The following is a 24,551-nucleotide window of genomic DNA, read 5'->3' on the forward strand; positions in this document are numbered from 1 at the left end:
TATGCGACACTTTTTCCTTTCGCTTGCCGCCGCGTCCGCAGCGCTGCTCTGCGGTATCGGAACTGCGCACGCCGTTCCCGCCAAACCGGGTCTCATCCAAGTAACCCAGAGCGACGGCACGCAACTCACCGTCCGTCTCGTCGGAGACGAGCGCCGCCACTACATGCTCTCCTCAGACGGCTACACGCTGACCGGAGGTCCCGACGGCGACCTCTACTACGCCGAGCTTTCGGCTTCGGGAAAACTGATCCCGACAAAAGTCAAGGCCCGACCGGTAAACGCACTCACCGCCGATGAGAAAGCCGTCGTCTCACGACTGGGGAAGGAGCTCAAACCGACCTACGTCAAACCGATGGTCATGCCGGCGCCGCAGCAAACGCAGGCCCCCGTGCTTCCCGCAGCCGGAAAGCCCGCCCCTCCGCGGCGCATCACTTCAGCCCAAACCACAGGCCGGCTCAAATCGCTGATTATCTTGGTGGAGTCCTCCGACAAGAAATTCGCCTCGGCATCGGCGCAGCAGGATTTCCGCAACCTGCTCATGCAGGACGGCTACAGCGTCAACGGCGCGACGGGCAGCGCATGGAATTACTATCAGGACAACTCCAACAGACTGTTCGATCCCGAATTCGTCGTGGTGGGTCCCTACAAAGCCTCGAAAACATCGGCGTACTATGCCGGAAGCGACGGCAGCGAAAATGTAGCGGAACTGATCGTCGAAGCATGCCGGCTGGCCGATAACGACGTCAACTTCACCGATTTCGCCGACAACGGAGTCATACGCGACGTCTTCGTCTTCTACGCCGGGCGCGGACAGGCAGACTCAGGCGATACGCAAAGCATCTGGCCGCACCGGTGGGACGTACGGGTTAATTCGAAGTATCTAGATGTCCGATTCGACGGTGTACAACTGCAGGGATACGCCTGCGGCGCAGAGCTGAACGGCGGTTACCAGATGACCGCCATCGGCACGTTCTGCCACGAATTCGGCCATGTGCTGGGCTGGCCCGACTTCTACGACACCGACTACTCGGCATCGGGCGGCACCGCTCCGGCGCTGGAGAGTTTCTCGCTGATGTGTTCGGGCAGCTATAACAACAACAGCCGCACGCCGCCGTCGGTCAACATACTGGAACGCTGGATGGTCGGCTGGGCCGAACCCGAAGAGGTCACGGAAAACGGGCTTTACACGCTTGCTCCGGTCTCGGAGAACAAAGGCTATCTGGTGCAGACGCCGACGACGAACGACTATTTCCTGCTGGAGAACCGCGACACCCGGAACAACAAGTGGGATCAGCCCCTCAACAGCGCAGCAGCGTGCCGCGGCCTGCTGGTATATCATGTCGATTACACCAGCAGATACGTCCCGCAGTGGTCCTACAATACGCTCAACAACAATCCGGCCCACGAATGTATGAAACTCGTGCGGTCGGTTCCGGGCCGGTCGTCCTACGACGTTCCCCAGAAGACGTTCTTCCCCGGCGCGAACAACATCACATCGCTCTCGCCCGAAACCAACGCGGACTATATTTCATGGAACAGCGGCAAACCTTCCGTTTCGTTCAGCGATATAAAACTCGACGGTTCGCAGGTCCGACTGTCGGTCAAGACCAAGGCCAATCTCAAGGCCGAGGTCAGCGCCAGACAGTACGACGCCCTGCTGACATGGGAGGGCGATCCGGCCGCCGAGTGGGAGATCACATGGAAATCGGCAGGCATACAGCGTTCGGAGACCGTAACGGGATGCAATGCCTTCCACATAACGGGTCTGTCGCCCGCCACCGAATATGCACTCTCCATCGCACAGGTGTCCGACACGGTGGACAGCAGCAAAGACCTGATCTTCAATACGGAGCCGACCTACACCTATAAAAGCGTACGCATCTGCGTCCCGGATGAGGGATACACGCACGACACGCCGGTCATGCTGAGTCTGCTCGACTACCGCGGCAAGATCGGCCGGATCGACTGGTACATCGACAACCGGAAGACCGAAAACACCTACACGACTCTCGCGGCAGGCGAACACACCATCATGGCCGTCGTCACCGACGCCGAAGAGGAGTCGCAGCAGTATATCGTCAAATACATCACCGTCAAATAGCATCCGCCATGAAACACCTCAAATATCTTCTGCTGATCTGTCTCGCGGCCGCAGCCGCCTGCTCGAAAGACAAAACCGAAGACCCGACGCTCAAGGCCCAGCGCACGGCGCTGCAGGAGACCCAAACCGTAGGAATCTACCGCAGCGGAGAAGCGCTGCGGCTCTTCGACAAGGCGAAGCAGCAGCTGTTCGTCGATCCGACGACGCTTACGTTCCGCATTCAGGACGACGCGGGCCTGAAATTTGTCAGTCTCCAGCTGGAGTCGATGCCCTCCGAGGGACAGAAGGTCCGCGGCACCTTCACCGACAACACGGGACTCAACATCGGCGGCATCGAAGATTTCGTGCTGCTCAAATCGGACAAACAGCACTATTGGTTCTGGTCCGATCAAACGCGTGTAGGCTTCGTCTTCCCGCGAATCGGCATGTAACCGCAAAAACGCAGCGTGGAAAACTGGAAAAAGACATTCGCCGTCATCTGGAGCGGACAGCTGGCCTCGATCCTGAGCAGTTCGGTCGTCGCCTTCGCCATCATCTTCTGGGTGAGCCTCGAAACAGGCTCGGCGCAGGTGCTGGCGCTGGCCGCCATTGCCGGCATGCTTCCCCAGTCGCTGCTGGGTCCGCTGGTCGGCGTCTATGTGGACCGCTGGGACCGTAAATGGACGATGATTCTGGCGGACAGTTTCATCGCGTTGTGCACCCTGCTCCTCGCCGTACTTTTCTGGCTCGGCGTCGCCCGCATGTGGCATATCTACGTGCTGCTGGCATGCCGTTCCATCGGGTCGGCTTTCCACACCCCCGCCATGCAGGCTTCGGTGCCGCTGCTCGCGCCCAAGCAGCAGCTGACGCGCATCGCCGGCATCAACCAGATCATCAGTTCGCTGTCGAACATCATCGGGCCCGCGTTCGGCGCCCTGCTGATCAACCTGACGGGCATCGGCAACATCCTGCTGCTGGACGTCGCGGGGGCCTTTATCGCCTGCACCACCCTGCTGCTGGTCCGCATTCCCAATCCCGAACGCAGCACGGCGCAGACGCCCAGTCTCTGGCGCGAGTTCCGCGAAGGGTTCGGCGCCATGCACGCCGTTCCGGGCATGGGCTGGTTTTTCACGCTGGCCGTCCTCGTGTGGTTCTTCATCATGCCCGTCGGCGTGATGTTTCCGCTGATGACGCTGCAGCACTTCGGCGGAGGGGCCTACGAAATGAGCCTGATCGAGATCGTGTGGGGCGGCGGCGCGCTGATCGGCGGCGCCGTCATGGGCGCCCGAACCTACCGCGTCAACCGCATCGTGCTGATAAACCTGATGTACCTGACCATAGGACTGCTGTTCGCCGCTTCGGGCATGCTGCCGCCCACGGCATTCGCGCTATTCGCCGCCCTTTCCCTGATCGAAGGCGTCACGAGCAGCGTCTTCAACTCGTCGTTCGTCTCCGTCATCCAGAGCCGCATCGACGCGGGAGTGCTGGGGCGCGTCATGTCGCTGTACTACAGTTTCGGACTGCTCCCCTCGGCGATCGGACTGCTCGGCACGGGCTTCCTCGCCGAGCATGTCGGCCTGACGACGACCTTCGTCATCGCCGGCACGGTCATCTGCGGCATCGGACTCATCGCATTCTGCATCCCTTCGGTCATGCGGCTCGACCGACAATCTTCCTGACGACGGAAATACATTACGACAAAAAAAGAGCGAGGCCGACAAGCCCCGCTCTTTTTCATTCGGATAGAATTCCCTAAACCGTCACGACGTGACCGGCATAGGTGATCGTCTGACGAAGCCGCGTACCTTCCAAGGTGATCTCCACGATGACATCCTTCGACGGATAGAGACTCGGATTGTAGCCGTCGCCCAGCGACGCTTCGATCTTGCCGCCGTAGAGGGCCGACGAAGAGTAATACTCGCCGTTGGTCATCCTGAGACTCATCGTCGTCGCCGAAATGCCGTCATAGGTGTTGAACGTGCGGCCCGTAGCCGTGCCGTTCAGCATGAACTTCTTGCCGGCGCAGTCCGTATAAGTGAAATTCACGTTCTCAGGCTTCACCGTAAATTTGCCGTTCCAGTTTGAGGTCAGCTCCTCGGTCTTGCCGACATAGGACTGCTGAGCCTCCAGCCCGATTCCGTAAGCGCCCGACGACTCGACGAAATAGAGTTTCGTCAGACCGCCCGTCAGCGTGATGGCCTGCATGTCGCCGCCCGAATAGCCCATCGTCAGTTTATCCTCGAAAGTAACGGTCCACGGCTTGCTTTCCGTAGCATCTTTCAGCAGCGCCGTCTCGTTGGTGTTGATCAGCAGCGTGCCCTTGCGGACATAAGTGTCGAGGTCGGCATAATCGGCATCGAACGTGATCTTGTAACCGTTCGCCGTAGTCTCGACTTTGGCATTGCCCAGCAACTGCCTTTTCAGCAGTGTATTGCTGCTGCCGACCGTCACTTCGTCGATCGTTTTCTGCTGTTTGTCGGCCTCGGCCACCAGCATCGCAAGCCGCAAGCCGAAGTTGGCCTGCTGCATCGACACGATATTCTGGTTCATGGCACCGGTGTAGATGTTAAGCCCCGGTTGTACGGGCTTCAATTTCTTGTAGGTGTCGTCTTCCTTCATACACCCGCTAAAAACCAGCGACATAGCCACGGCCGCTACAAATAAAACTTTTTTCATCATAAGAATTTCAATACTAAATTATGCGATATAAACGTACAAATTCGAAAAATACTGCGCCCCGGCGCAAAAAAATGCACATTTATTCGATTTTTTGCCAATAGACCGAACGGCTGAACCCCAGCAGCGATCCTTTGACGCGCAGCGTCCGGTCGTCCTCGAACGACACCTCGACCTTTTCGAATGCAGGCCAAAGGTACGAATATTTCACTTTTTTTCACTATATTGCCCTTGTTATGTACAATATTTGAGGAATGAACCCAAAACTCTTGTTACTTATGTCCCTCCTTTCACTGCTCGGCTGCGGAAAGAAAGCAGCGCCCGAATACCCCGCCGACACGCTGACCACACGCGACGGCACGCAAATCACGATCACCTTCTTCCGGCACGCCTCGCTTTCGATCGAGGTCGGCGGCAAATACGTCTATGTCGATCCCGTCAGCGGCTACGCCCGATACGCGGCGTTGCCGAAGGCCGACGTGATCCTGATCACCCATTCGCATTACGACCATCTGGACGTTGCGGCCGTCGAAGCGATCCAGACGCCGCAAACCGAAATCCTCTGCGACCGCACCTCGGCCGAAGCGTTCGAAATGAACTGCTACACGATGCGGCCGGGCAGCGTCGCCGCACCGCGCGACTACCTCAAGGTCGAGGCCGTAGCCGCCTACAACACCACCGACGGGCACCTGCAATTCCACCCCAAAGACCGCGAGGACTGCGGCTATATCCTTACCGTCGGCGGCACGCGCATCTACATCGCAGGCGATACGGAGCCTACGCCCGAAATGAAAGCCCTCAAGAATATCGACATCGCGTTCCTTCCGGTCAATCAGCCCTACACGATGACCGTGGATCAGGCCGTCGAAGCGGTCAAGGCGATCCGTCCGGCGGTCTTCTATCCCTACCACTACGGCGAGGTCGAAGAGAAAACCGACACCGCCCGTCTCGCCCGCGAGCTGGAAGGCGTCACCGAAGTCCGTATACGGCCGATGGAATAGGCCGCGCAATCACACGAACGGCTGACAAAAAAGGGAGGACCGCAAGTCCTCCCTTTTCAATAACAAAACCCGGCCGCCGCTATTTCTTCGCGTCGGCTTTCTTCGGCTCGGCCTTCACCTTGAGCGAAGCGAAGCCCTTGACGATATTCTCGTCGTTGTTCTTCGTGCCGTCGTATACCACGGTCACCTCTTTTTTCGGCAGATCGACCTGCACGTCCTTCACGCCCTTGCCCAGCGACGGAACGTTGTTCATGATCTTCTTGACGCAGTGCTCGCAGTCGATGTCGGTCGTAAACACCGTCGTCACCGTTTTCTTGTTGGCAGGCTTCTCGGCCGCGCACATGCCGACACCCATCACAAGGGCGAGGCAAAGCATTAAAATCTTTTTCATCTTCGTGTTATTTTAAGGTTTGAATCTCTTTTTTCCGCAGAGCGCATCAATAGAGGTTGAAGCGCAGACCCGCGTAAAACTTACGTCCCATGAGCGGTCCCCAGACGTTCATCGAGTTGAATCCCGTCGAAAAGGGATTGTCCGCATTCAGAATCGGGTCGTGCTGACGGTAGTCGGCGATATTCTCGCAGCCGACATAAATATCGAACTTGCCGACCTTGCGGCTCACCTGCGCGAAGAACATCGGGTAACGGGGCGAATATTTGTCGTCGGCCAGATCTCCGGTCTGCGTCGGGATGCGCGCGGGACCGTTCAGCTGCGCCGTGGCGTCGAACACCCAGCGGCGGAACTTCGTGGCATACTGGATATTGAGCAGCGTCTTGTACTTGCTCACCAGCGGACGCTCCACGCGGGCCGTCGTTCCGTCGGGACGGTCGATCGTCATTTCACTGTTCGTATAGCGGAACGTCGCGAAAATATCGAGCCGCTCGACCGGCGTCCACGAAAAGTCGATCTGGTAGGTATCCGTATAGGAGCGTTTGTCCGAGTTGTAGAGAAGTATCTGGTCGGCGTTATACTCCTGATCCGCGATCACCGAGTTGTAGAACTGCGTGCGGAAATAGTCGAAGCTCAGCGTCGCGTCGTCGGCGCTCACCAGCCCGAAGGTCTGCGTCAGGCTTCCGCCCACGGTCAGGGCCTTTTCCAGCCGGTTGAACTTCGAGAAGTCGCTGTCTTTGAAAACGATCGCGCGACCCGTCGCCAAAATACCGATATTGTCAGTGATGACATTGGTCGAACGGTACCCCAGTCCGGCCGAGCCGCGCAAGGTCGTCGAAGGGGTGATGTTCCAGCGGATATGGCCGCGGGGCGTTACGAAAAACTTGTCGTAGAAGGCGTTATAATCTCCGCGGATACCGGCCACGATGGAGAACTTATCCTTGACGGCATAGGTGTACTCGGCATAGGCGCCCACCTCCTGCTCACTGCGGTCGAAGTCGTAGAAACGCGACTTCGCGGCCTCGATCCACGGCGTGTTGTTGGCCAGACTCTCGCGGTAATACTGCAGCTGCGCCTGCGCGCCGACGATCAGCGACGAACGGTAGGTGAAGTAGTGATTATACATCAGGTTCATCGCCAGCGCATTCTCGTTGCCCTTGTAGTCGTTCAGACCGAAGTAGGCGTTTTCGTTGAAATGGTCGAAATCGGCCACGAACGCGAGGTTCGAACGCATCTCGTCCTTCTCGTCGGGATCGTATACCGAAGGACCGACGGGCGTACCTATTTTAAAATAGCCGTTCGCGCCGCGGTTGCGGATCTTCGATCCGTAAAGCGTACCCGGCTGGTCCCATTTCTCGCGCATCTGGTCGCGCATCGAATTCTTATAGTCGAGCATGCCGCCCAGCCGGTTCTCCTGCACGAACTTCCAGCCCCAGCGAATCTGCGTGCCGTTGTCGGCGGCATAGAGCCACTTGTTGGCGATGTTGAGCTGGTCGGCCAGCGGCAGGTCGCGGAACCCGTCGTCGTTGTGGTCCATCTTGCGCACGTCGGTGTCCATCGAACCGTGCAGCAGGATCACGCTCGACAGTTTCTTGTTCTTGGAAACGGGAAACGCCGTCGAGATATTGGCTTCGGGACGCAGCTCGTCGTCGAGGTAGAGATTCACGAACAGACGCTCGTCGTCGGTAGGCTTGCGGTGTTCGAGGTTGATCTGGCCCGTGATGGCTTCATGGCCGGCCGTAACCGAGGCCACGCCTTTGGATACCTGAATCGAATTGAGCCACATGCCCGGCGTGTAGCTCAGGCCGTAGGGGGCGCTCAGGCCGCGCATGATCGGACGGTTCTCGTCGAGAATCTGCGTATAGGTGCCCGCAAGGCCCAGCATCTTGATCTGACGCGCGCCCGAAATGGCGTCGCTGTACCCCACGGTCACCGAAGCCGAATTCTCGAAGCTCTCGGCGAGGTTGCAGCAGGCCATCTTGCAGAGACCCGCGAACGAAATCATCTCGTTCTTGACGATGCCGTCGCGCTTGACGAAGTTGCCGCTGAGGTTGCCCTCGACCACGACGTCCTCCAGCTCCACGCCGTCCGCCCTAAGTGCGAATTCGATCCGCTCCGCGCCGTTCGCGACGTGCAGCGTGTCGTTCACGAAGCCCAGATACGAAGCCACCAAATTATCGTAACCTTTCACGCGGTGGAGCAGAAAAGCTCCCTCGGCGTCGGTGCTGGCGCCGATCGTGGTACCCTCCCAGTAGACCGAAGCGCCCACCAGCGGCTGGTTGTCGGCATCGCGGACCACGCCCCGCAAATCCTGCGCGCTGAGGGTGCCGCACACAGCGAGGGCTGAAACAGATAAAACTAAAATTTTGTTGATTTTCATTACGTTCCGTTATTGGTTAAAACTGATTCCGGACGGATGCACGCAGCATCCGCCCCAAAAGGGTTTCAAGCCAATACGGGAGGGGCGCGGAGTCCCGCGCAGCGGACATGGCCCCGTTCGACGAAGGGGGCGCAGCGTCCGACGGTTTTCTCCCCGCCGAGCGAGATGTCGGCAGGCTCCGGAGCCTCGGCCACCAGCGCGGGCGGCAGGTCGGTAACCGTACAGCGGGTCGATTTTTCGCTGTCCTGCGAGAATGTATAGAGATTGATCTCCGTCGAATGGTGATTGCCGCAGCAGGTGGCCTTCAGCGACGCGGTTCCGTCGGAAGTATCCGCACCGTGCTGGCAGTGATGACAGCATACGTGCGCGGCACGGGCCTTCATCGCGACGCACTTGCACGAAAGCGACACATACGCGGGTCCGCCCGTCGCCAGCAGGTAGACGGAAAGCAGCAACAGCGATATGAGTCTTTTCAGTTTCATGCAATAATATTAGGTTCCGGCTACTCCAGCACGCCGCATTCGGCGAGCTTCCCCGCCCACGCCTGCGCGTCGCGCAGGGCGGTAGCCTCGTCCACCTCGTAACGTTCGGTAAGCAGGCCGGCGGCCTCTTCGGTGGTGAAATCGCGGCCGCGGAGCGTCTCCCAAAGATAGAGCGACGAGTCGTTGAGCGCAAGAATCCGGGTCATATCGGCACCGACGCGGCCCGGCATGATAATCACATGCTCCCCCGCCATCTCGCGCACTTTGAACTTTTCGCTTATCTTCATTTGTCGAACGTTTAACCGAATGCAAAAGTATGAAAAATTCCTCAAACCGCCTAATTTTTCCTACCTTTGTGTGCATGGAAGGGTCCGCAGACAAGATTTTCGAGGTGCTGAAGCGCTACTGGGGCTTCACCGAATTCCGTCCCGTACAGGAGCGGATCATCCGCTCGGCGATGGCCGGGCGCGATACGCTGGCCCTCATGCCCACGGGCGGCGGCAAGTCGCTGACCTATCAGGTTCCGGGACTCGCGCAGCCGGGACTGTGCATCGTCGTCACGCCCCTGATCGCCCTGATGAAGGATCAGGTGGACCGCCTGCGGGCGCGGCGCATTCCGGCCGTCGCCATCCATTCGGGACTCTCGCCGCGGCAGATCGACATCGCACTGGACAACTGCGTCTACGGCGACGTCAAATTCCTCTATGTGGCTCCCGAACGGCTCGCCACCGAAGCCTTCCGTCTGCGCGTGGAGCGCATGAAGGTCTCGCTGCTGGCCGTGGACGAAGCCCACTGCATCTCGCAGTGGGGCTACGACTTCCGCCCCTCGTACCTGCGCATCGCCGAACTGCGCGAAAAACTGCCGGGCGTTCCCGTGCTGGCGCTCACGGCCTCGGCGACCAAGCTCGTGGCCGAGGACATCATGCGCCACCTGCGCTTCGCCGAGCCGCATATCCTGCGCAGCAGTTTCGCGCGCCCCAACCTCTCGTACAGCGTCCGCCGCACCGACGACAAAAACGGGCAGCTGCTCCGGCTGGTCCAGAACGTTCCCGGTTCGGGCATCGTCTACGTCCGCACGCGCGAAGGCACCGAGCAGGTCGCCGACATGCTGCGCCGGCAGGGCGTGACGGCTGCGGCCTACCACGGCGGGATGGGACACGCCGAGCGTTCGCTGCGGCAGGAGGAGTGGGTCGCGGGCAGGACGCGCGTCATGGTCGCCACCAACGCCTTCGGCATGGGCATCGACAAACCCGACGTGCGGTTCGTCGCCCACTACGCCATGTGCGATTCGCTCGAAAGCTACTATCAGGAGGCCGGCCGCGCAGGCCGCGACGGCGTGCGCAGCTACGCCCTGCTGCTGACCTCCCCCGACGACGGAGGGCGCATCATAAAGCGTTTCGAGCAGGAATTTCCGCCGCTCGAAAAGATCAAGGACATCTACGAAAAGGTCTGCTCCTACCTGCAGATCGGCATCGGCGACGGCGCCGAAGCTTCGTTTCTGTTCAACATCCACGACTTCTGCGCCCGCGAGCACCTCTACTCCGGCACGGTGCAGAGCGCGCTCAAACTCCTGCAGCAGAACGGCTACATGACGCTGACCGACGCGCAGGAGAATCCGGCGCGAATCATGTTCTGCGTAAGCCGCGACGATCTCTACCGCATCCGCGTCCAGCGTGACGAACTCGACCACTTCATCCGCACGCTGCTGCGCCTTTACAACGGCGTCTTCACCGAATTCCGCCAGATCGACGAGGGCGAGATCGCCACGTGGAGCGGCTACACCGTCGAGCGGGTCAAGGAGCTGCTCAAACGGCTCTGGCAGCTGCGCGTGATCCGCTACGTCCCCTCCAACCGCTCGCCGATCCTCTTCATGAACGAGGAGCGGCTTCCCCGCGCCGACCTCTACATCTCTCCCGACACCTACAAACGGCGTCAGGAGCTGATGCGCGAACGTTTCGAACACATGCTCGACTACGCCGCCAACGAAACCCGCTGCCGGAGCGCCGTGCTGGAAGCCTACTTCGGCGAGGGCGATCCCGCGCCGTGCGGCGTCTGCGACATCTGTCTGGCCCGCCGGCGCGCCGCAAAACAAAAATCCGCGGACGCCGCCGGCAATGCGGCGGAAAGCCTGCGCAAAGAGGTGCTCGAACGGCTGGCCCAAGGCCCCGCCGACCCGCGCGAACTGGCCGACGGATTTCCGGGCGGCGTGCAGCGGACCGGCGAAGTGATCCGGCAACTGCTCGACGAGGGTCTGCTCGCCACCGGCAAGGACGGGAAAATCAGGCTGAAATAACCCGGCGCCCCGACGCCTGATCGCAAAAAGGTCTGCGAACATGTCGTTTTCCGGAAATAATTCCGTAATTTTGTGGGAACGTTCCATCGCATGACTACGACAAATAATTTTACCGATAAAATAAGCAACGAGGAGACCGCCGCGCTTCCCGCCATCGAATTCAAGGGCGAAATCCGCATCATCGAGCATGAGCGCGACATCGTGCCGGCCTGCAAGTTTCTGATGAAACAGGCCGTCGTGGGCTTCGACACCGAGACGCGCCCCTCGTTCCGTCCGGGCATAAGCTACCGGGTTTCGCTGCTTCAGCTCTCGACTCCGCAACTCTGCTTTCTGTTCCGGCTGAACAAGATTCCGCTGGCCAAGCCGATCCTTCAGGTGCTCGAAACCGACTCCATCCTCAAAATCGGCGCCGACGTGGCGGGCGACCTCCGCTCGCTGCGCCAGATCCGCCACTTCCGCGACGGCGGATTCGTGGACCTGCAGTCCATCGCCCCCGAATGGGGCATCGAGGACAAGAGCCTGCGTAAACTCTCGGCCATCGTCCTCCGGCAGCGCGTCTCCAAAGCCCAGCGTCTGAGCAACTGGGAGGCCGCGACGCTCACCGACAAACAGAAACTCTACGCCGCGACCGATGCGTGGGTCTGCACGGCGATCTACGACAAACTGCTGCACACACCCAAAATAAAACGTCCCAAAGCATGACACCTCAAATCTACCTGCGCAAAGGCAAGGAAGAGTCTCTTATGCGCCGCCACCCGTGGATTTTTTCGGGGGCCATCGACTACATCAAGGCCGAAGACGAATCGGAAATCGCCGAAGGCGCTCTGGTCGAAGTATACACCCGTTCGGGCGAATTCATCGCGCAGGGACACTACCAGATCGGTTCGATCGCCGTGCGCGTGCTGTCGTTCTGCCGGGAGACGATCGATCAGGAGTGGTGGAACCGCCGCATCGCCGTGGCGCACGACGTTCGCCGCACGCTGGGACTTACGGACAATCCCGACACGAACTGCTACCGGCTGGTGCACGGCGAGGGCGACGCCCTGCCGGGACTGGTCGTGGACATCTACGGCACGGCGGCCGTGGTCCAGTGCCACTCGGTCGGCATGTACCACGCCCGCATGGAGATCGCCAAGGCGATACGGGCGACTTACGGCGACAAAATCACGGCCATCTACGACAAAAGTTCGCAGACGGTGCCGTTCAACGCCCGGCTGGGCGCCGTGGACGGTTATCTGTGGGGCAGCTCCGACCACGAATCGCACATCGTGACGGAAAACGGCGAGAAATTCCTCGTAAACTGGGAGAAAGGCCAGAAGACGGGCTTTTTCCTCGACCAGCGCGAAAACCGCGAACTGGTGAAACGCTACGCCAAAGGCCGCACGGTGCTCAACACCTTCTGTTACACGGGCGGATTCTCGGTCTACGCCATGGCGGGCGGCGCCCGAAAGGTCTGCTCGGTGGACTCCTCCGAACGCGCCGTGACACTCGCCACCGAAAACATGGTGCTCAACTTCGGCCGGGAGGCCGATTTCTGCGAGATTGCGGCCGACGCCGTGGAGTATCTCAAGGACATCGGCGACAAATACGACCTGATCATCCTCGACCCTCCGGCCTTCGCCAAACACCACAAGGTGCTGGGCAACGCCCTGCAAGGCTACAAGCGGCTCAACGCCCGCGCCATTTCGCAGATCAAACCCGGCGGCATCCTCTTCACGTTCTCCTGCTCGCAGGCCGTATCGAAGGAACTGTTCCGCACGACGGTCTTCTCGGCCGCAGCCATCGCAGGCCGCAACGTACGCATCCTGCACCAGATGACGCAGCCCGCCGACCACCCGATCAGCATTTACCACCCTGAAGGCGAATACCTCAAAGGCCTCGTGCTCTACGTCGAATAAGATGGCGAAAACCGCAACCGATCCGGGGTACGCCGCCTGCCCCATCCGCAATATCGTGGACCGCTTCGGCGACAAATGGTCCCTGCTGGTGCTCTACAACCTGCACACGGGCGGGCGTCTGCGCTTTTCGGAGATACACCGCCGGATGACCGACATCTCGCAGAAGATGCTCGCCTCGACCCTGCGGCGGCTCGAACAGGACGGCCTGCTTTCGCGCACGGTCTACCCCGAAGTGCCGCCGCGCGTCGAATACGCCCTCACGCCCCGCGGCGAATCGCTCATGCCCCATCTCGTCTCGCTCATCGGCTGGGCACTGGAAAATTTCGACGCGATCGTCAGCGACCGCAACTCCCTGCAAGCAACCGGACCGGATCTATAAATCACGCACCCGAAACCGCCAAGCAGCAGGCTTCGGACCATCGCGGTCCCCGCAACCCAGCCCGCCCCATCGTCCGCCCTCTCAGATGCCACGGCAATCGGTTCCTGCAACCGTTCCGGAGAGGGTTCCGTCCCGGCCCCGCCAAACACGCCCGACAAATGCACCCGGCGGCGCCATGTCCGCTCCAAATAGAAAAAGTCCCTTCCGGGACTTTTTCTATTTTACCTTTTCGAAAACATAAACCTCGTGCAGTTCCTTGTCGTAGCCGGGATAAAAGCCCTTGACCATCCCCAACACGATCCGCGAACCGCGGTTGGCCAGCACCAGCAATTCGTCGGTCTGCGGATCTATCGCCAATCCTTCGATTTCGCCCGCACGCAGGAAATCGGTCATCGCGCGAAACGGCAGCGCCGTCGCATAACTCTTCCCGTCGCGCATGTCGGCGATATAGATCGTATCCGGCTCGTCGAGGTCCGCATCGCCGTCATCGGCCGAGATCAGCATCCGGCCGTCCACCATGAAGATCCCCTGCTGCCACTGCGGAACCGGACGCAGATGCACCTTGCGGACATACTTCCCCGTCTTGAGATCATAGCCGTACAGATAGCGGCCGTCCACCCAGTCCGACATCCAGACCATGTCGTTGTCCCGGTCCACGGCCAGTCCGCTCACCTCGACCTGCCCCGATTCGGGGTCCCAGTCGATCGAACGCTTCCATTTCAGGTTGTCCGCATCGTAAACGGCGACCTGAATGTTCTCGCCCTTGCCGTCTTCGAAAGTCTCGATACCGGCATACAGCTCGCCGTTCCACACGTCGATATCGCCCAAGTGATTGGCTTCGAGCGGCAGTCCTTCGAACGGGTGTTCGTTTTCGGCGACCAGCCGCCCCTGCTTGTCATACTTGTAGAGCGCCGTGCTGCCCGAAACGTAATAATAGTTCGAGTCGGCGGCGATTCCCTGCCGTCCTTCGACCGGAACGATCCGTTTGAGCCGATACTCCCCGCCGAGACTCTGCGCCCGGAGCGCCGTGCCGGCCGCCATGAGCGCCAGCACAAAAAAAATTCGTTTCATCATAGTCGTACGATTTTACACATCCGCACCAGAGCAAAAACAAGGCCGGAGACGCACACCCGGTTCAAAGGTTTCGTCTCCGGCCTGTTCTCTGCAGTCCATTCAACAGCCCGAACGCTTCGGGCCGGTTCTGACCGCTCCCGGTCAATTCCAGTCGGGTCCGGTCTCTTCCCGAAGGCTTCCGGTCCGGGAACTACTTGCGTTTGGCCCGCTGCTGGGCCTCCTGCTGACGCATCAGCTCCTCGTAGCGCTGCTGGAATTTCGATTTCTTGCCTTTCGACTTCCTCGCGGCATTGGCCTGCATCACGGCATGAATCTTCTCGTCGTCCACGATGCGGCGGATGACGAGCGTCTGCCCGATCGTGAAGAGGTTTGACAGCAGGTAATAGTAGCATAAGCCGCTCGAATAGCTGTTGAACCACAACAGCATCATGATCGGCATCATGTAGACCATCATAAACTTCATGCCGGCCATCTGGGGCTGCGACGAAGCGGTCTGCTGGTAATTGAAGTAGGAGTAGCCGAACAGCGACACGGCCATCAGCAGCGCGAACAGGCTGACATGGTCGCCGTAGAACGGGATCGAGAACGGCAGGTTCACGATGCTGTCGTACGACGAGAGGTCGTCGGCCCAGAGGAACGGCTGCTCACGCAGCTCGATCGACGCCGGGAAGAAGCGGAACATGGCGATCAGGATCGGCAGCTGGATCAGCATCGGAATACAGCCGCCCATGGGGTTGATGCCGGCCTTTTTGTAAAGTTCCATCGTCGCCTGCTGCTTTTTCATGGCATCCTCCTTCTTGGGATACTTCTTGTTAAGCTCGTCCACCTGCGGTTTTATCAGGCGCATCTTGGCCATCGACACGTAGCTCTTGTAGGTGAGCGGCGAGATGACGAGCTTCACGAGAATCACCAGAATCAGGATGATGATGCCGAAACTGCCGATGTAGTTGCGCAGGAAGTCGAAGACCGGAATCACACACCAGCGGTTCACCCAGCCGAAGATACCCCATCCCAGCGGAATCAGACGCTCCATATGGAGGTCCGCACCGTTGTTGTCGGTGACTTTCTTCAGGATCGCATATTTGTTGGGACCGAAGTAGAATGCGAAATCATATCCTTCGACCTGCGCCGAGTAGGGCACAGCCATCTGCACGGAGAAACTCTTGAGCAGCTCCGAGCCGGGAGCCGCCGTATCGAAGGCCATGTTGGCGCTGGAGACGTTCTGCGGCGCGATGAAGACCGACGAGAAGAACTGCTGCTTGAAAGCCACCCAGTTCACCGCCGTCGATACGCTCTTCGACTTGGCGCCGTCGCTCATACCCAGCTCCTCGATCGAACTTTCGCCCGGAAAACGGTAGGCCAGCGTCGTGTACATGTTTTCGTTCTGGAACCCCTTCTCGTTCTGGTACGAGACATTCGACCAGTCGATGCCGATCGAAGTCTGGTTGGCCATCTGCGGGGCCATGTTCACCAGCCGGACGTTGAAATCCACGAGGTAATCGCGCTCCGGAGCCTGCTTATTATATATAAGGTACTCGTATTCGAGCCATGCGTTCTCCGCCACCGCAAGACGCATCGTCACACGCCGGGCATCGCCTGCCGTCTCCACGGGTTCAGCGCGGAAGACGTAATCCATCGTATTGACCTTGACGTTGTTCAGGCCGTTCTTCACATAGAACGACATGTCGAACCGGGCGCTCGCAGGGTCCATCAGCTCGATCAGTTGGTCGCGCTGACCGCGGGGTGCGTACTTGGTGTAGTCCTTGAGCGTCACGCCCGTGATCTGTCCGCCGCGCGTCGAGAAACGCACCGTCATCACCTCGTTCTCCACCGTAAACTCTTCAGGCTCTGCCTCCTGCGCCGCGGTCAGATACTCGCCCATCGCGGCGATCCGACGCTGACGCACGGTCTGGGCCAAATCCGCCTCCGCTTCGGGCGCCGTCGTCTCACCGGACGCCGCAACCGCACTCTCCGCAGCGCCGCCTGCCACGCTGTCCGCCGCGGGAACCGCGGGACGCGAAGCGGCGGCTACCGAATCCTGATAGGCCTGCCACGCGGCCATTTCCTGCTGATATTTCTCCTGCTGTTTGGTATTGACATAGGCGAATCCCAGAAAAAGGACCGCCACGACGACAATACCCAAAATTGTTTTTTTATCCATCTAAACGTGTTTGCTTCTTACTTTGTGCGGTTATTACTTCTTTTCCCCGGCGTATTTGAGCGCCGCTCCGACGAACGCCACGAACAGCGGCGAAGGCTTCAGCACCGTACTTTTGTATTCGGGATGATACTGCGTGCCGACGAACCACGGATGGTTCGCCACTTCGACCACCTCGACCAGCCCCGTATCGGGGTTGATGCCCACGGCCTGCATGCCGGCGGCTTCGAACTGCTCCAGATAGTCGTTGTTGAACTCGTAGCGGTGACGGTGACGCTCCGAAATATTGAGCTTGCCGTACGCCGCGGCGACTTTCGAACCCTTCTTCAGCGCACACGGATAGGCGCCCAGACGCATCGTGCCGCCCTTGGCCGTCACGCCCTTCTGCTCCTCCATCAGGTCGATGACCGGATGCGGCGTCGATTCCATTTCGCTCGAATTGGCGTCGGCGATGCCCAGCACGTTGCGGGCGAACTCGATCACGGCGCACTGCATGCCCAGACAGATGCCGAGGAACGGAATGTTGTTTTCGCGGGCATAACGCACGGCCACGATCTTGCCCTCGATGCCGCGGTTTCCGAAGCCCGGAGCCACCAGAATGCCCGACATCTTGCCCAGCTTCTCGGCCACGGTTTCGGGCGTGATCTTCTCTGAATTGACATAGCGCAGTTTCACCTTGCAGTCGTTCACGGCGCCCGCATGCACGAACGATTCGCAGATCGACTTGTAGGCGTCGGGCAGTTCGGTGTACTTGCCGACCAGCGCGATCTCGATCTTCTTCGAAGGGTGCTTGATCTTGTCTACCAGCGCGTTCCACGCGGTCATATCGGGTTCCTTGTCGGCGGGCAGGTCGAGTTTCTGGAGCACCACCTCGTCCAGATGCTGGTCGTGCATCTTCTGCGGCACTTCGTAGATCGTCGGTACGTCGATCGACTCCATCACGGCGTTGGCGTCCACGTTGCAGAACAGGGCCACCTTGCGGCGCAGGTTCACCGAAAGCGGATGCTCGGTGCGCAGCACGAGGATGTCGGGCTGCAAGCCGTTTTCGAGCAGCGCCTTCACCGAGTGCTGGGTGGGTTTGGTCTTCAGCTCGCCCGAAGCCGCCATGTAGGGGATCAGCGTCAGGTGCACCAGCGCCGTGTTCTTATAGCCCAGCGAGTAGCGCAGCTGGCGCACCGACTCGATGAACGGCAGCGACTCGATGTCGCCCACCGTACCGCCGATCTCGGTGATGATAACGTCGTAAACCTTCTTCTGCGCCAGCAGCTGGATGCGGCGCTTGATCTCGTCGGTGATATGGGGAATGACCTGCACGGTCTTGCCCAGATACTCGCCCTTGCGCTCCTTCTCGATGACGCTCTTGTAAATCCGGCCCGTCGTGACGTTGTTGGCCTTCGACGTGGGCTGGTTCGTAAAGCGTTCGTAGTGGCCCAGATCGAGGTCGGTCTCCGCGCCGTCCTCCGTCACATAGCATTCGCCGTGTTCGTAGGGATTCAGCGTTCCGGGATCGACGTTGATGTAGGGGTCGAGTTTCTGAATGGTCACCGAATAGCCGCGCGCCTGCAGAAGTCGGGCTATCGAGGCCGAAATAATACCCTTGCCGAGCGACGACGCAACGCCGCCCGTAACAAATATGTACTTGGGTTTGGAAAGTTTCATTACGTTTATTACTATTTATTTTCGTTGTTTTCGTGATTCTCCTCCTGCGCCTGACGGTCGATCAGCTTCACTTTCTCGATCGCGGCGGCCATATCCTCACGGGCGCGCTCGATCTTGGCCTTCACGTCGGCGATCAGCGACTCGGCGTTCTTCGACTTGGCGAAGAAACCGATATTGTTCTCCAGCAGGCCGATCTCCTGCTCCAACTGGCGCACCTTGCCGTAGAGCCGTTCGCGCTCCGAACGCAGGCGGCTGCCGCCCGCCGACTTGAACGACGACACCTTCTCGCGGAAACGGTTCATCGAACGGTCGCGCTCGGTGCCGCGCAGCGTGTTGAACAGCGCATCGACGGCGGCCTTGTACTTCTTCTGCACGGCGTCCTTCTGCTTGATGGGTACGAACCCGATCTCGCCCCAGCGGCGCTGGAAGTCGCGGATCACGTCGTAACCGCCCGTCTTGACATCGGCCGCGGCCATCTCTTCCAGCAGCGCGAGCTTCTTCTTCAGATTCTCCTCGTGCTCGCCGTCCACGCTGGCGAAATGCGCGCCCTTGCGCTCGAAGAATTTGTCGCACGCCGCGCGGAAACGCCGCCAGATCGCATCCGAATGCCGGCGCGACACGGCGCCGATCTCCTTCCAGCGGGCCTGCAGGGCGATCAGCTCGTCGGTCGCCTTCTTCCACTCCTCGCTGTTCATCAGCGACTCGGCGGCCTCGCATATTTCGGTCTTGAGCTGCAGATTATGCTCCATCTCGGCCTTCACGCCCGAATAGAACTGACGCTTGGCCTCGAAGAACCTGTCGCACGCCGTGCGGAAACGTTCATATATGCGGTTGTTGTCCTTCTTGGGCGCGAAGCCGATGGTCTTCCACGTCTTCTGAATCTCCAGCAGACGGTCGCTGGCCCGGTTCCACTCCTTGCGGGTGGTGAGCGGCTGCGCGGCCAGCTCCTCGGTGGCGGCGCAAAGCTCCGTCTTCAGTTCGAGGTTGCGGACCTGCTCGCCCTTCAGCGCCTCGAAGTGCTCCTGATGCTGTTTGTTGATCCGGCTCGACGCCGCCTTGAAACGCTCCCACAGCACCTCCTTGTATTCGTTGGCCACGGGACCCGTCTCGCGCCATTCGTCGTGCAGTTTCTGCAGTTTGTGGAACGCTTCGACCACCGAAGGCTCCAGCACGAGCGCCTCGGCCTGCTCGCACAGGGTCACCTTCTGCTCGTAATTCTTCTTCAGGTCCAGATCGCGCAGCTCCTTGTTGATCTTGATGAAGCTGTAGAAATTCTCGACGTGCAGGTTATAGGTCTCCCACAAATCCTTGACGTTCTGCAGGGGCACGATGCCGGTCTCCTTCCAGCGCTGCTGCAACTCGCGGAATTTGGTAAAGGTATGGTTGAGCGTCTCGTCCGAATTGACCAGCTCCTTCAGTTCTTCGATAATTCCCAGCTTGACCTGCAGGTTCTTCTCCTTCTCGGCTTCGAGATTGGCGATGAACTCGTCGCGGCGACGGCGGTACTCCTTGAACAGCTCCTTGAGCTGCACTTCGACCCCGTCCACTGCCGGCGCGAAATCCTCTTCGGCGCCGCCCTCCTCGATGAATTTGCGGCGTGCGGCTTCGACCTCGGCACGGCGGATGCGGTAGAAGGCGATCTTCAGCGCCTCCACATCCCGGCGGATCGACTGCACGGGCTGCTCTTCGAGCATGCGCGTGAATAAAGCCACCAGCTCCTCCTTGCCCCGGCCCGTGAATTTGTCTTCGGTATCGGCGGCGCTTCCCGCCATCTGCTCGGCCTCGGCCTCCTCGGCGGTCTCGCCCTCTAGTTCGAGTCCGGCGTCCTGCGCCGCCAGCGCGGCCTCCTCGTCCGCGAAATCCACCTGCACGTCGGACGCCGCAGCCTCCTCTTCCGTCTCAGTTACGACCGCTTCGGCCGCAGGCTTGATCCGGGCGCGCTTCGCACGCGCCGTCTCTTCTGCGGGAGCCGCTTCCGCAGCCGTTTCGGCGGCAGGAGCTTCGGCAACGACCTCTGCGGCGGGGACTTCAGCCGCAGGCATCTCCGCAGGCGCTCCCTCCCCGTCTGCAGGCGCATCTGCGGCAACCTCGCCGGCAGCAGGCGCATCTGCGGCAACCTCGCCGGCAGCAGGAGCTTCCGCAGCCGTTTCGGCGACGGTCTCTTCGGCCAGCGCTTCGCTTACGGGCGCCTCGGCGGCGGACGCTGCGGGTTCGCCCTGCGCGACAGCGGGCGTTTCGGGTTCTGCAATCGCAGCCGTTTCGGAATCAGGGACTTCGGGAGTCACTTCGGAAGTTGCCTTCTGCACATCTTCAGCAGCCTTGCTGACTTGCTCCTCAGGAGCAGGAAGAATCGGATTTTCAGTAGCCATCTCAATACACGTTTTTGAGTTCCATATATACGGAAGTATATAAATCTCGCAAATATAACCATTTTTCCCGTGCCGCCGAACGATTTCGCCGGAAATTTGCTAACTTCGCACAAGATATGCGCGGCACACGGCCAACCGGTCGCCGGTGCGCCGCCGAAAACGCATTGACCGAAATTATGAGCCACCGCATCCTGCTCGTCGACGACGAACCCGACATCCTCGAATTCGTGAAATACACCCTCGTCAAGGAGGGTTACGAGGTATTCACGGCCCAGAACGGAGCCGAAGCGCTGAAAGCCGCGGCGCAGCACCGCCCCCACCTGATCCTGCTGGACATGATGATGCCCGTGATGGACGGGGCGCAGACCTGCCGCGCCATCCGCGAGGACCCGCAGCTGCGCGACACGATGGTCGTCTTCCTCTCGGCCTTGGGCGAAGAGGAACAGCAGCTGGCCGGCTTCGGCGTGGGGGCCGACGACTACCTGACCAAGCCGATCAAGATGAAACTGCTGGTCAGCCGCGTGCAGGCCATCCTCAAGCGCATCGACGCCGGAAAGGCCCCCGCTCCGGCGGAGGAGGGCGTCGCCATGGACCGCGAGCGCTACACCGTCACGCGCGACGGCCGCGAAATCAGCCTGCCCCGCAAGGAGTTCGCCCTCTTGGACCTGCTCTACTCGTCACCGGGCAAACTCTTCTCGCGCGAAGAGATATATGCCCGGATCTGGGGTTCGGAGGTGGTCGTGGGCGACCGCACCATCGACGTGCACATCCGCAAACTGCGCCAGAAGATCGGCGACGAAAAGATCGTCACCGTCAAGGGCGTGGGCTACAAATACGAACCGTAACGCCGGGCGACGCCCGGACCGCAAAGACATGGACAGAACCAGCAAATACCGCCGCATCGTCATCAAGGCTGGCAGCAACGTGCTGACCCGCGACGACGGACGCCCCGACACCACGCGCATTTCGTCCCTCGTGGAGCAGATCGCCCGGCTGCACCGCGCCGGCATCGAGGTGATCCTCGTCTCGTCGGGCGCCGTGGCTTCGGGCCGCAGCGTCCTCGAACAGCGCACGGGCCGCATCGACACCGTATCGGCCCGCCAGCTCTTCTCGGCCGTAGGTCAGGTGAAGTTGCTGAACCGCTACTACGACCTCTTCAACGAATACGGCATCGTCTGCGGGCAGGTGCTCACCACCAAGGAGAGCCTCTCCACGCGGCGGCAGTATCTCAACCAGCGCAACTGCATGGAGGTCATGCTCGCCAACGGCGTGATCCCGATCGTCAACGAGAACGACACCATCTCGGTCACCGAGCTGATGTTCACCGACAACGACGAACTTTCGGGACTCGTGGCGGCCATGATGCAGGCCGAAGCGCTGATTATCCTGAGCAACATCGACGGCATCTACGACGGCTCGCCCTCCGACCCCTCGTCGCAGGTGATCCGCCGCGTGAAACCCTCCGAAGACCTCTCGCGGTACATCGACCCGGCGCGCTCGTCGCGGGGCCGGGGCGGCATGGCGACCAAGAGCCGCATCTCGTCACGCGTGGCCGGCGAGGGCATCGAAGTCATCATCGCCAACGGCCGCCGCGACAACATCCTGACCGCTCTGGCGCTGACCGGCGAGGAGGTGCTCTGCACCCGTTTCGAACCCGCCCCGCACACGGCGTCGGGCGTCAAAATGTGGATCGCCAGCAGCGAAGGCTTCGCCAAAGGCGTCCTGCGCATCGACGAAGGCGCCGCAGCGGCCGTCCGGGCCAGCAAGGCCGCCAGCATCCTCGCCGTGGGCGTCACGGCCGTCGAGGGCGATTTCGAACGCGACGATTTGGTGCGCATCCTCTCGCCCGACGGAACGCAGCTGGCCGTGGGCCGCATCTCGTGCGACAGCGAAACCGCACGCCGCAACATCGGGCGCAAAGGGCTGAAACCCCTCGTCCACTGCGATTACCTCTACCTCGAATAAGACGACTATGGAATACGAATCCCTGTTCAAAGCCGCCCGTCAGGCCGGAACGCTTCTGGCCGAGACCGAAACCGAACGACTCGGACGCACGCTGATGCACGCCGCACAACTGCTGCGCACGCATACGCCCCGCCTGCTCGAAGCCAACGCCCGCGACCTCGAAGCCATGACCCCCGACTCGCCGCTGCGCGACCGTCTGCGGCTGACTCCGGAGCGCATCGCCGCCATCGCCGACGACATGGAAGCCGTCGCGCACCTGCCCTCGCCGCAGGGCGAAGAGCTGGAGCGGCGCACCCGGCCCAACGGAATGACCATCGTCAAACGGCGGGTTCCGTTCGGCGTGGTCGGCATGATCTGCGAAGCGCGGCCCAACGTCACGGCCGACATCTTCTCGCTCTGTATCAAAACGGGCAACGCCTGCGTGCTGAAGGGCGGCGGCGACGCCCGTCACTCCAACGAAGCCATCGCCGCCCTGCTGCACGAAGCCCTGCGCAGCGAAGGCATCGACGAACACGCCTTCACCCTGCTTCCTTCGGACCACGCCTCCGTCGGAGCGCTGCTGAACGCCGTGGGTTACGTCGACGTCGTCATTCCGCGTGGCGGCGCGGGCCTGATCCGCTTCGTGCGCGAAAACGCCCGCGTTCCGGTCATCGAAACCGGCGCCGGCATCGTCCACACCTACTTCGACCGCGACGGCGACCTCGCAAAAGGCCGCGCCGTGGTCTGCAACGCCAAAACCCGGCGCGTCAGCGTCTGCAACGCCCTCGACTGCCTCGTCGTCCACCGCGACCGGCTCGCCGACCTGCCGGAGCTTTGTGCCCCGCTGGCCGCCGCCCGCGTCACGGTCTACGCCGACGCCGAGGCTTTCGCGGCCCTCGGCGGACACTACCCCGCCGACCTGCTGGAACACGCGTCCGAAGAGCATTTCGGCACGGAATTCCTCGACTACAAACTCGCCGTCAGGACCGTCGCATCGCCCGAAGAGGCCCTCGCGCACATCGCCCGCTACTCGTCGCGCCACAGCGAAGCCATCGTCACCGAAAACAAGCGGACCGCCGCGCAGTTCACGCGCGCCGTGGACGCCGCCTGCGTCTACGTCAACGTCTCGACGGCCTTCACCGACGGCGGCCAGTTCGGCTTCGGCGCCGAGGTGGGAATCTCGACCCAGAAGCTCCACGCCCGCGGTCCGATGGGCCTTCCCGAACTGACGACCTACAAATACGTCGTCACGGGCGACGGGCAGATCCGGGAATCCTGAAGCCTTCCGCATCGGATTTCACCCGAAAAACAACAAAAAATATAACGATTCGTAATCATTTTTTCCGTAAATTTGCACATCCTTAAAATTAGATGTATATTTAACTTATGATTCGTGAACTTATGGCCGTGGGATTCGGCGGCGCGGCGGGCAGCATCGTCCGTTATCTGCTTTCGGGCGGGATCTTGGCCGGACAGACGCTGCTGGGATTTCCGGCGGGCACGTTCACGGTCAACGCCGCGGGTTCGCTGCTGATCGGCATCCTGCTGGAAGCCAGTGTCTCCGAGACGCTGGGCTGGCTGCTCATCGTGGGATTCTGCGGAGGCTTCACCACCTTTTCGGCCTTTTCGGCCGACACGGTGCGTCTGCTGCGGGCCGGATGCTACAATGCGGCGGCGGTTTATGTGGCGCTGAGCGTCGCGGTATGCATCGTTTTTGCAGCGCTCGGCATGTGGATCGGAACAACATTTAGGAATTAACTACATAGAAAG

Annotated in this window: 22 protein-coding genes; 12 read left to right on the forward strand and 10 right to left on the reverse strand. The window is 60.5% G+C overall.

Annotation, left to right across the window (positions count from 1 at the left end; genetic code table 11):
* Nucleotide 1 precedes the first annotated feature (1 nt).
* The 3 genes from ALFI_RS00540 to ALFI_RS00550 are packed head-to-tail and all read left to right on the forward strand — an operon-like array spanning nucleotide 2 to nucleotide 3,759.
* Nucleotides 2-2,101, forward strand: coding sequence for a M6 family metalloprotease domain-containing protein (locus ALFI_RS00540; RefSeq protein WP_014774343.1), 2,100 nt, complete (start codon nucleotides 2-4; stop codon nucleotides 2,099-2,101).
* A gap of 8 nt (nucleotides 2,102-2,109) precedes the next feature.
* A complete protein-coding gene (locus tag ALFI_RS00545) occupies nucleotides 2,110-2,532 on the forward strand; it encodes a hypothetical protein (RefSeq protein ID WP_014774344.1) in 423 nt (140 codons plus the stop codon).
* A gap of 15 nt (nucleotides 2,533-2,547) precedes the next feature.
* A complete protein-coding gene (locus ALFI_RS00550) occupies nucleotides 2,548-3,759 on the forward strand; it encodes an MFS transporter (protein ID WP_014774345.1) in 1,212 nt (403 codons plus the stop codon).
* 73 nt (nucleotides 3,760-3,832) lie between these two features.
* Here ALFI_RS00550 and ALFI_RS00555 read toward each other — a convergent pair whose 3' ends face one another.
* Nucleotides 3,833-4,756, reverse strand: coding sequence for a hypothetical protein (locus ALFI_RS00555; RefSeq protein ID WP_227042512.1), 924 nt, complete (start codon nucleotides 4,754-4,756; stop codon nucleotides 3,833-3,835).
* Nucleotides 4,757-4,838: 82 nt separating this feature from the next.
* Nucleotides 4,839-4,967 carry a hypothetical protein gene (locus ALFI_RS17595; RefSeq protein ID WP_262708628.1) on the reverse strand — a complete coding sequence of 43 codons (129 nt, stop codon included), beginning with the start codon at nucleotides 4,965-4,967 and terminating at the stop codon, nucleotides 4,839-4,841.
* A 67-nt stretch (nucleotides 4,968-5,034) separates the two neighbouring features.
* Between ALFI_RS17595 and ALFI_RS00560 the strand changes: the two genes are divergently transcribed.
* The gene (locus ALFI_RS00560; RefSeq protein ID WP_014774347.1) at nucleotides 5,035-5,757 is read left to right on the forward strand and encodes an MBL fold metallo-hydrolase; all 723 of its coding nucleotides are present in this window, start codon (nucleotides 5,035-5,037) and stop codon (nucleotides 5,755-5,757) included.
* A gap of 79 nt (nucleotides 5,758-5,836) precedes the next feature.
* Here ALFI_RS00560 and ALFI_RS00565 read toward each other — a convergent pair whose 3' ends face one another.
* From ALFI_RS00565 to ALFI_RS00580, 4 genes are all read right to left on the reverse strand, one after another.
* Nucleotides 5,837-6,148 (reverse strand): heavy-metal-associated domain-containing protein, encoded by a 312-nt coding sequence (locus tag ALFI_RS00565; RefSeq protein ID WP_009598804.1) that lies wholly within the window; start codon nucleotides 6,146-6,148, stop codon nucleotides 5,837-5,839.
* Between the two features lie 46 nt (nucleotides 6,149-6,194).
* Nucleotides 6,195-8,525, reverse strand: a complete 2,331-nt coding sequence (locus tag ALFI_RS00570) for a TonB-dependent receptor (protein WP_014774349.1) — start codon at nucleotides 8,523-8,525, stop codon at nucleotides 6,195-6,197.
* A 65-nt stretch (nucleotides 8,526-8,590) separates the two neighbouring features.
* Nucleotides 8,591-9,007 (reverse strand): hypothetical protein, encoded by a 417-nt coding sequence (locus ALFI_RS00575; RefSeq protein ID WP_014774350.1) that lies wholly within the window; start codon nucleotides 9,005-9,007, stop codon nucleotides 8,591-8,593.
* A gap of 20 nt (nucleotides 9,008-9,027) precedes the next feature.
* On the reverse strand, nucleotides 9,028-9,294 hold the full coding sequence (locus tag ALFI_RS00580; protein ID WP_009598854.1) for a PqqD family protein: 267 nt from the start codon (nucleotides 9,292-9,294) through the stop codon (nucleotides 9,028-9,030).
* Between the two features lie 74 nt (nucleotides 9,295-9,368).
* Here ALFI_RS00580 and ALFI_RS00585 point away from each other — a divergent pair, with 74 nt between their 5' ends.
* The 4 genes from ALFI_RS00585 (at nucleotide 9,369) to ALFI_RS00600 (ending at nucleotide 13,577) form a co-directional block, all read left to right on the forward strand.
* Nucleotides 9,369-11,300 carry a RecQ family ATP-dependent DNA helicase gene (locus ALFI_RS00585; protein ID WP_042493872.1) on the forward strand — a complete coding sequence of 644 codons (1,932 nt, stop codon included), beginning with the start codon at nucleotides 9,369-9,371 and terminating at the stop codon, nucleotides 11,298-11,300.
* Between the two features lie 90 nt (nucleotides 11,301-11,390).
* Nucleotides 11,391-12,002 carry a 3'-5' exonuclease gene (locus ALFI_RS00590; RefSeq protein WP_009598866.1) on the forward strand — a complete coding sequence of 204 codons (612 nt, stop codon included), beginning with the start codon at nucleotides 11,391-11,393 and terminating at the stop codon, nucleotides 12,000-12,002.
* Nucleotides 11,999-13,198 carry a class I SAM-dependent rRNA methyltransferase gene (locus ALFI_RS00595; protein WP_014774353.1) on the forward strand — a complete coding sequence of 400 codons (1,200 nt, stop codon included), beginning with the start codon at nucleotides 11,999-12,001 and terminating at the stop codon, nucleotides 13,196-13,198. The genes ALFI_RS00590 and ALFI_RS00595 overlap by 4 nt, the downstream gene beginning before the upstream one ends.
* Nucleotide 13,199: 1 nt before the next feature.
* Nucleotides 13,200-13,577 (forward strand): winged helix-turn-helix transcriptional regulator, encoded by a 378-nt coding sequence (locus tag ALFI_RS00600; RefSeq protein ID WP_009598844.1) that lies wholly within the window; start codon nucleotides 13,200-13,202, stop codon nucleotides 13,575-13,577.
* 216 nt (nucleotides 13,578-13,793) lie between these two features.
* Here the strand turns inward: ALFI_RS00600 and ALFI_RS00605 are convergent, their stop codons facing one another.
* The 4 genes from ALFI_RS00605 to ALFI_RS00620 form a co-directional block, all read right to left on the reverse strand.
* Nucleotides 13,794-14,648 carry a hypothetical protein gene (locus ALFI_RS00605; protein WP_205124016.1) on the reverse strand — a complete coding sequence of 285 codons (855 nt, stop codon included), beginning with the start codon at nucleotides 14,646-14,648 and terminating at the stop codon, nucleotides 13,794-13,796.
* 193 nt (nucleotides 14,649-14,841) lie between these two features.
* On the reverse strand, nucleotides 14,842-16,812 hold the full coding sequence (yidC, locus tag ALFI_RS00610) for a membrane protein insertase YidC (RefSeq protein ID WP_009598870.1): 1,971 nt from the start codon (nucleotides 16,810-16,812) through the stop codon (nucleotides 14,842-14,844).
* 33 nt (nucleotides 16,813-16,845) lie between these two features.
* Nucleotides 16,846-18,468 carry a CTP synthase gene (locus ALFI_RS00615; RefSeq protein WP_009598820.1) on the reverse strand — a complete coding sequence of 541 codons (1,623 nt, stop codon included), beginning with the start codon at nucleotides 18,466-18,468 and terminating at the stop codon, nucleotides 16,846-16,848.
* An 11-nt stretch (nucleotides 18,469-18,479) separates the two neighbouring features.
* A complete protein-coding gene (locus tag ALFI_RS00620; RefSeq protein ID WP_009598825.1) occupies nucleotides 18,480-20,837 on the reverse strand; it encodes a DUF349 domain-containing protein in 2,358 nt (785 codons plus the stop codon).
* A gap of 176 nt (nucleotides 20,838-21,013) precedes the next feature.
* Between ALFI_RS00620 and ALFI_RS00625 the strand changes: the two genes are divergently transcribed.
* The 4 genes from ALFI_RS00625 (at nucleotide 21,014) to crcB (ending at nucleotide 24,539) form a co-directional block, all read left to right on the forward strand.
* Nucleotides 21,014-21,682: a response regulator transcription factor gene (locus ALFI_RS00625; RefSeq protein ID WP_022043753.1), complete on the forward strand. Its 669-nt coding sequence runs from the start codon at nucleotides 21,014-21,016 to the stop codon at nucleotides 21,680-21,682.
* A gap of 28 nt (nucleotides 21,683-21,710) precedes the next feature.
* Complete coding sequence (proB, locus tag ALFI_RS00630) at nucleotides 21,711-22,802, forward strand: glutamate 5-kinase (protein ID WP_014774355.1); 1,092 nt, start codon at nucleotides 21,711-21,713, stop codon at nucleotides 22,800-22,802.
* A 7-nt stretch (nucleotides 22,803-22,809) separates the two neighbouring features.
* Nucleotides 22,810-24,060, forward strand: coding sequence for a glutamate-5-semialdehyde dehydrogenase (locus ALFI_RS00635; protein WP_014774356.1), 1,251 nt, complete (start codon nucleotides 22,810-22,812; stop codon nucleotides 24,058-24,060).
* A 107-nt stretch (nucleotides 24,061-24,167) separates the two neighbouring features.
* The gene (gene crcB, locus ALFI_RS00640) at nucleotides 24,168-24,539 is read left to right on the forward strand and encodes a fluoride efflux transporter CrcB (protein WP_042493043.1); all 372 of its coding nucleotides are present in this window, start codon (nucleotides 24,168-24,170) and stop codon (nucleotides 24,537-24,539) included.
* Nucleotides 24,540-24,551 lie beyond the last annotated feature (12 nt).

The sequence above is a fragment of the Alistipes finegoldii DSM 17242 genome, assembly GCF_000265365.1.
Classification (GTDB): Bacteria; Bacteroidota; Bacteroidia; order Bacteroidales; family Rikenellaceae; genus Alistipes; species Alistipes finegoldii.

Coding starts and splice junctions, on each gene's coding strand:
- ALFI_RS00625 (WP_022043753.1), top strand. CDS start 21,014: ATGAGCCACCGCATCCTGCTCGTCGACGACGAACCCGACATCCTCGAA.
- ALFI_RS00540 (WP_014774343.1), top strand. CDS start 2: ATGCGACACTTTTTCCTTTCGCTTGCCGCCGCGTCCGCAGCGCTGCTC.
- ALFI_RS00620 (WP_009598825.1), bottom strand. CDS start 20,837: ATGGCTACTGAAAATCCGATTCTTCCTGCTCCTGAGGAGCAAGTCAGC.
- ALFI_RS00575 (WP_014774350.1), bottom strand. CDS start 9,007: ATGAAACTGAAAAGACTCATATCGCTGTTGCTGCTTTCCGTCTACCTG.
- ALFI_RS00590 (WP_009598866.1), top strand. CDS start 11,391: ATGACTACGACAAATAATTTTACCGATAAAATAAGCAACGAGGAGACC.
- ALFI_RS00565 (WP_009598804.1), bottom strand. CDS start 6,148: ATGAAAAAGATTTTAATGCTTTGCCTCGCCCTTGTGATGGGTGTCGGC.
- ALFI_RS00600 (WP_009598844.1), top strand. CDS start 13,200: ATGGCGAAAACCGCAACCGATCCGGGGTACGCCGCCTGCCCCATCCGC.
- ALFI_RS00615 (WP_009598820.1), bottom strand. CDS start 18,468: ATGAAACTTTCCAAACCCAAGTACATATTTGTTACGGGCGGCGTTGCG.
- ALFI_RS00560 (WP_014774347.1), top strand. CDS start 5,035: ATGTCCCTCCTTTCACTGCTCGGCTGCGGAAAGAAAGCAGCGCCCGAA.
- yidC (WP_009598870.1), bottom strand. CDS start 16,812: ATGGATAAAAAAACAATTTTGGGTATTGTCGTCGTGGCGGTCCTTTTT.
- ALFI_RS00545 (WP_014774344.1), top strand. CDS start 2,110: ATGAAACACCTCAAATATCTTCTGCTGATCTGTCTCGCGGCCGCAGCC.
- ALFI_RS00585 (WP_042493872.1), top strand. CDS start 9,369: ATGGAAGGGTCCGCAGACAAGATTTTCGAGGTGCTGAAGCGCTACTGG.
- ALFI_RS00605 (WP_205124016.1), bottom strand. CDS start 14,648: ATGAAACGAATTTTTTTTGTGCTGGCGCTCATGGCGGCCGGCACGGCG.
- ALFI_RS00570 (WP_014774349.1), bottom strand. CDS start 8,525: ATGAAAATCAACAAAATTTTAGTTTTATCTGTTTCAGCCCTCGCTGTG.
- crcB (WP_042493043.1), top strand. CDS start 24,168: ATGATTCGTGAACTTATGGCCGTGGGATTCGGCGGCGCGGCGGGCAGC.
- proB (WP_014774355.1), top strand. CDS start 21,711: ATGGACAGAACCAGCAAATACCGCCGCATCGTCATCAAGGCTGGCAGC.
- ALFI_RS00580 (WP_009598854.1), bottom strand. CDS start 9,294: ATGAAGATAAGCGAAAAGTTCAAAGTGCGCGAGATGGCGGGGGAGCAT.
- ALFI_RS00635 (WP_014774356.1), top strand. CDS start 22,810: ATGGAATACGAATCCCTGTTCAAAGCCGCCCGTCAGGCCGGAACGCTT.
- ALFI_RS00595 (WP_014774353.1), top strand. CDS start 11,999: ATGACACCTCAAATCTACCTGCGCAAAGGCAAGGAAGAGTCTCTTATG.
- ALFI_RS00555 (WP_227042512.1), bottom strand. CDS start 4,756: ATGAAAAAAGTTTTATTTGTAGCGGCCGTGGCTATGTCGCTGGTTTTT.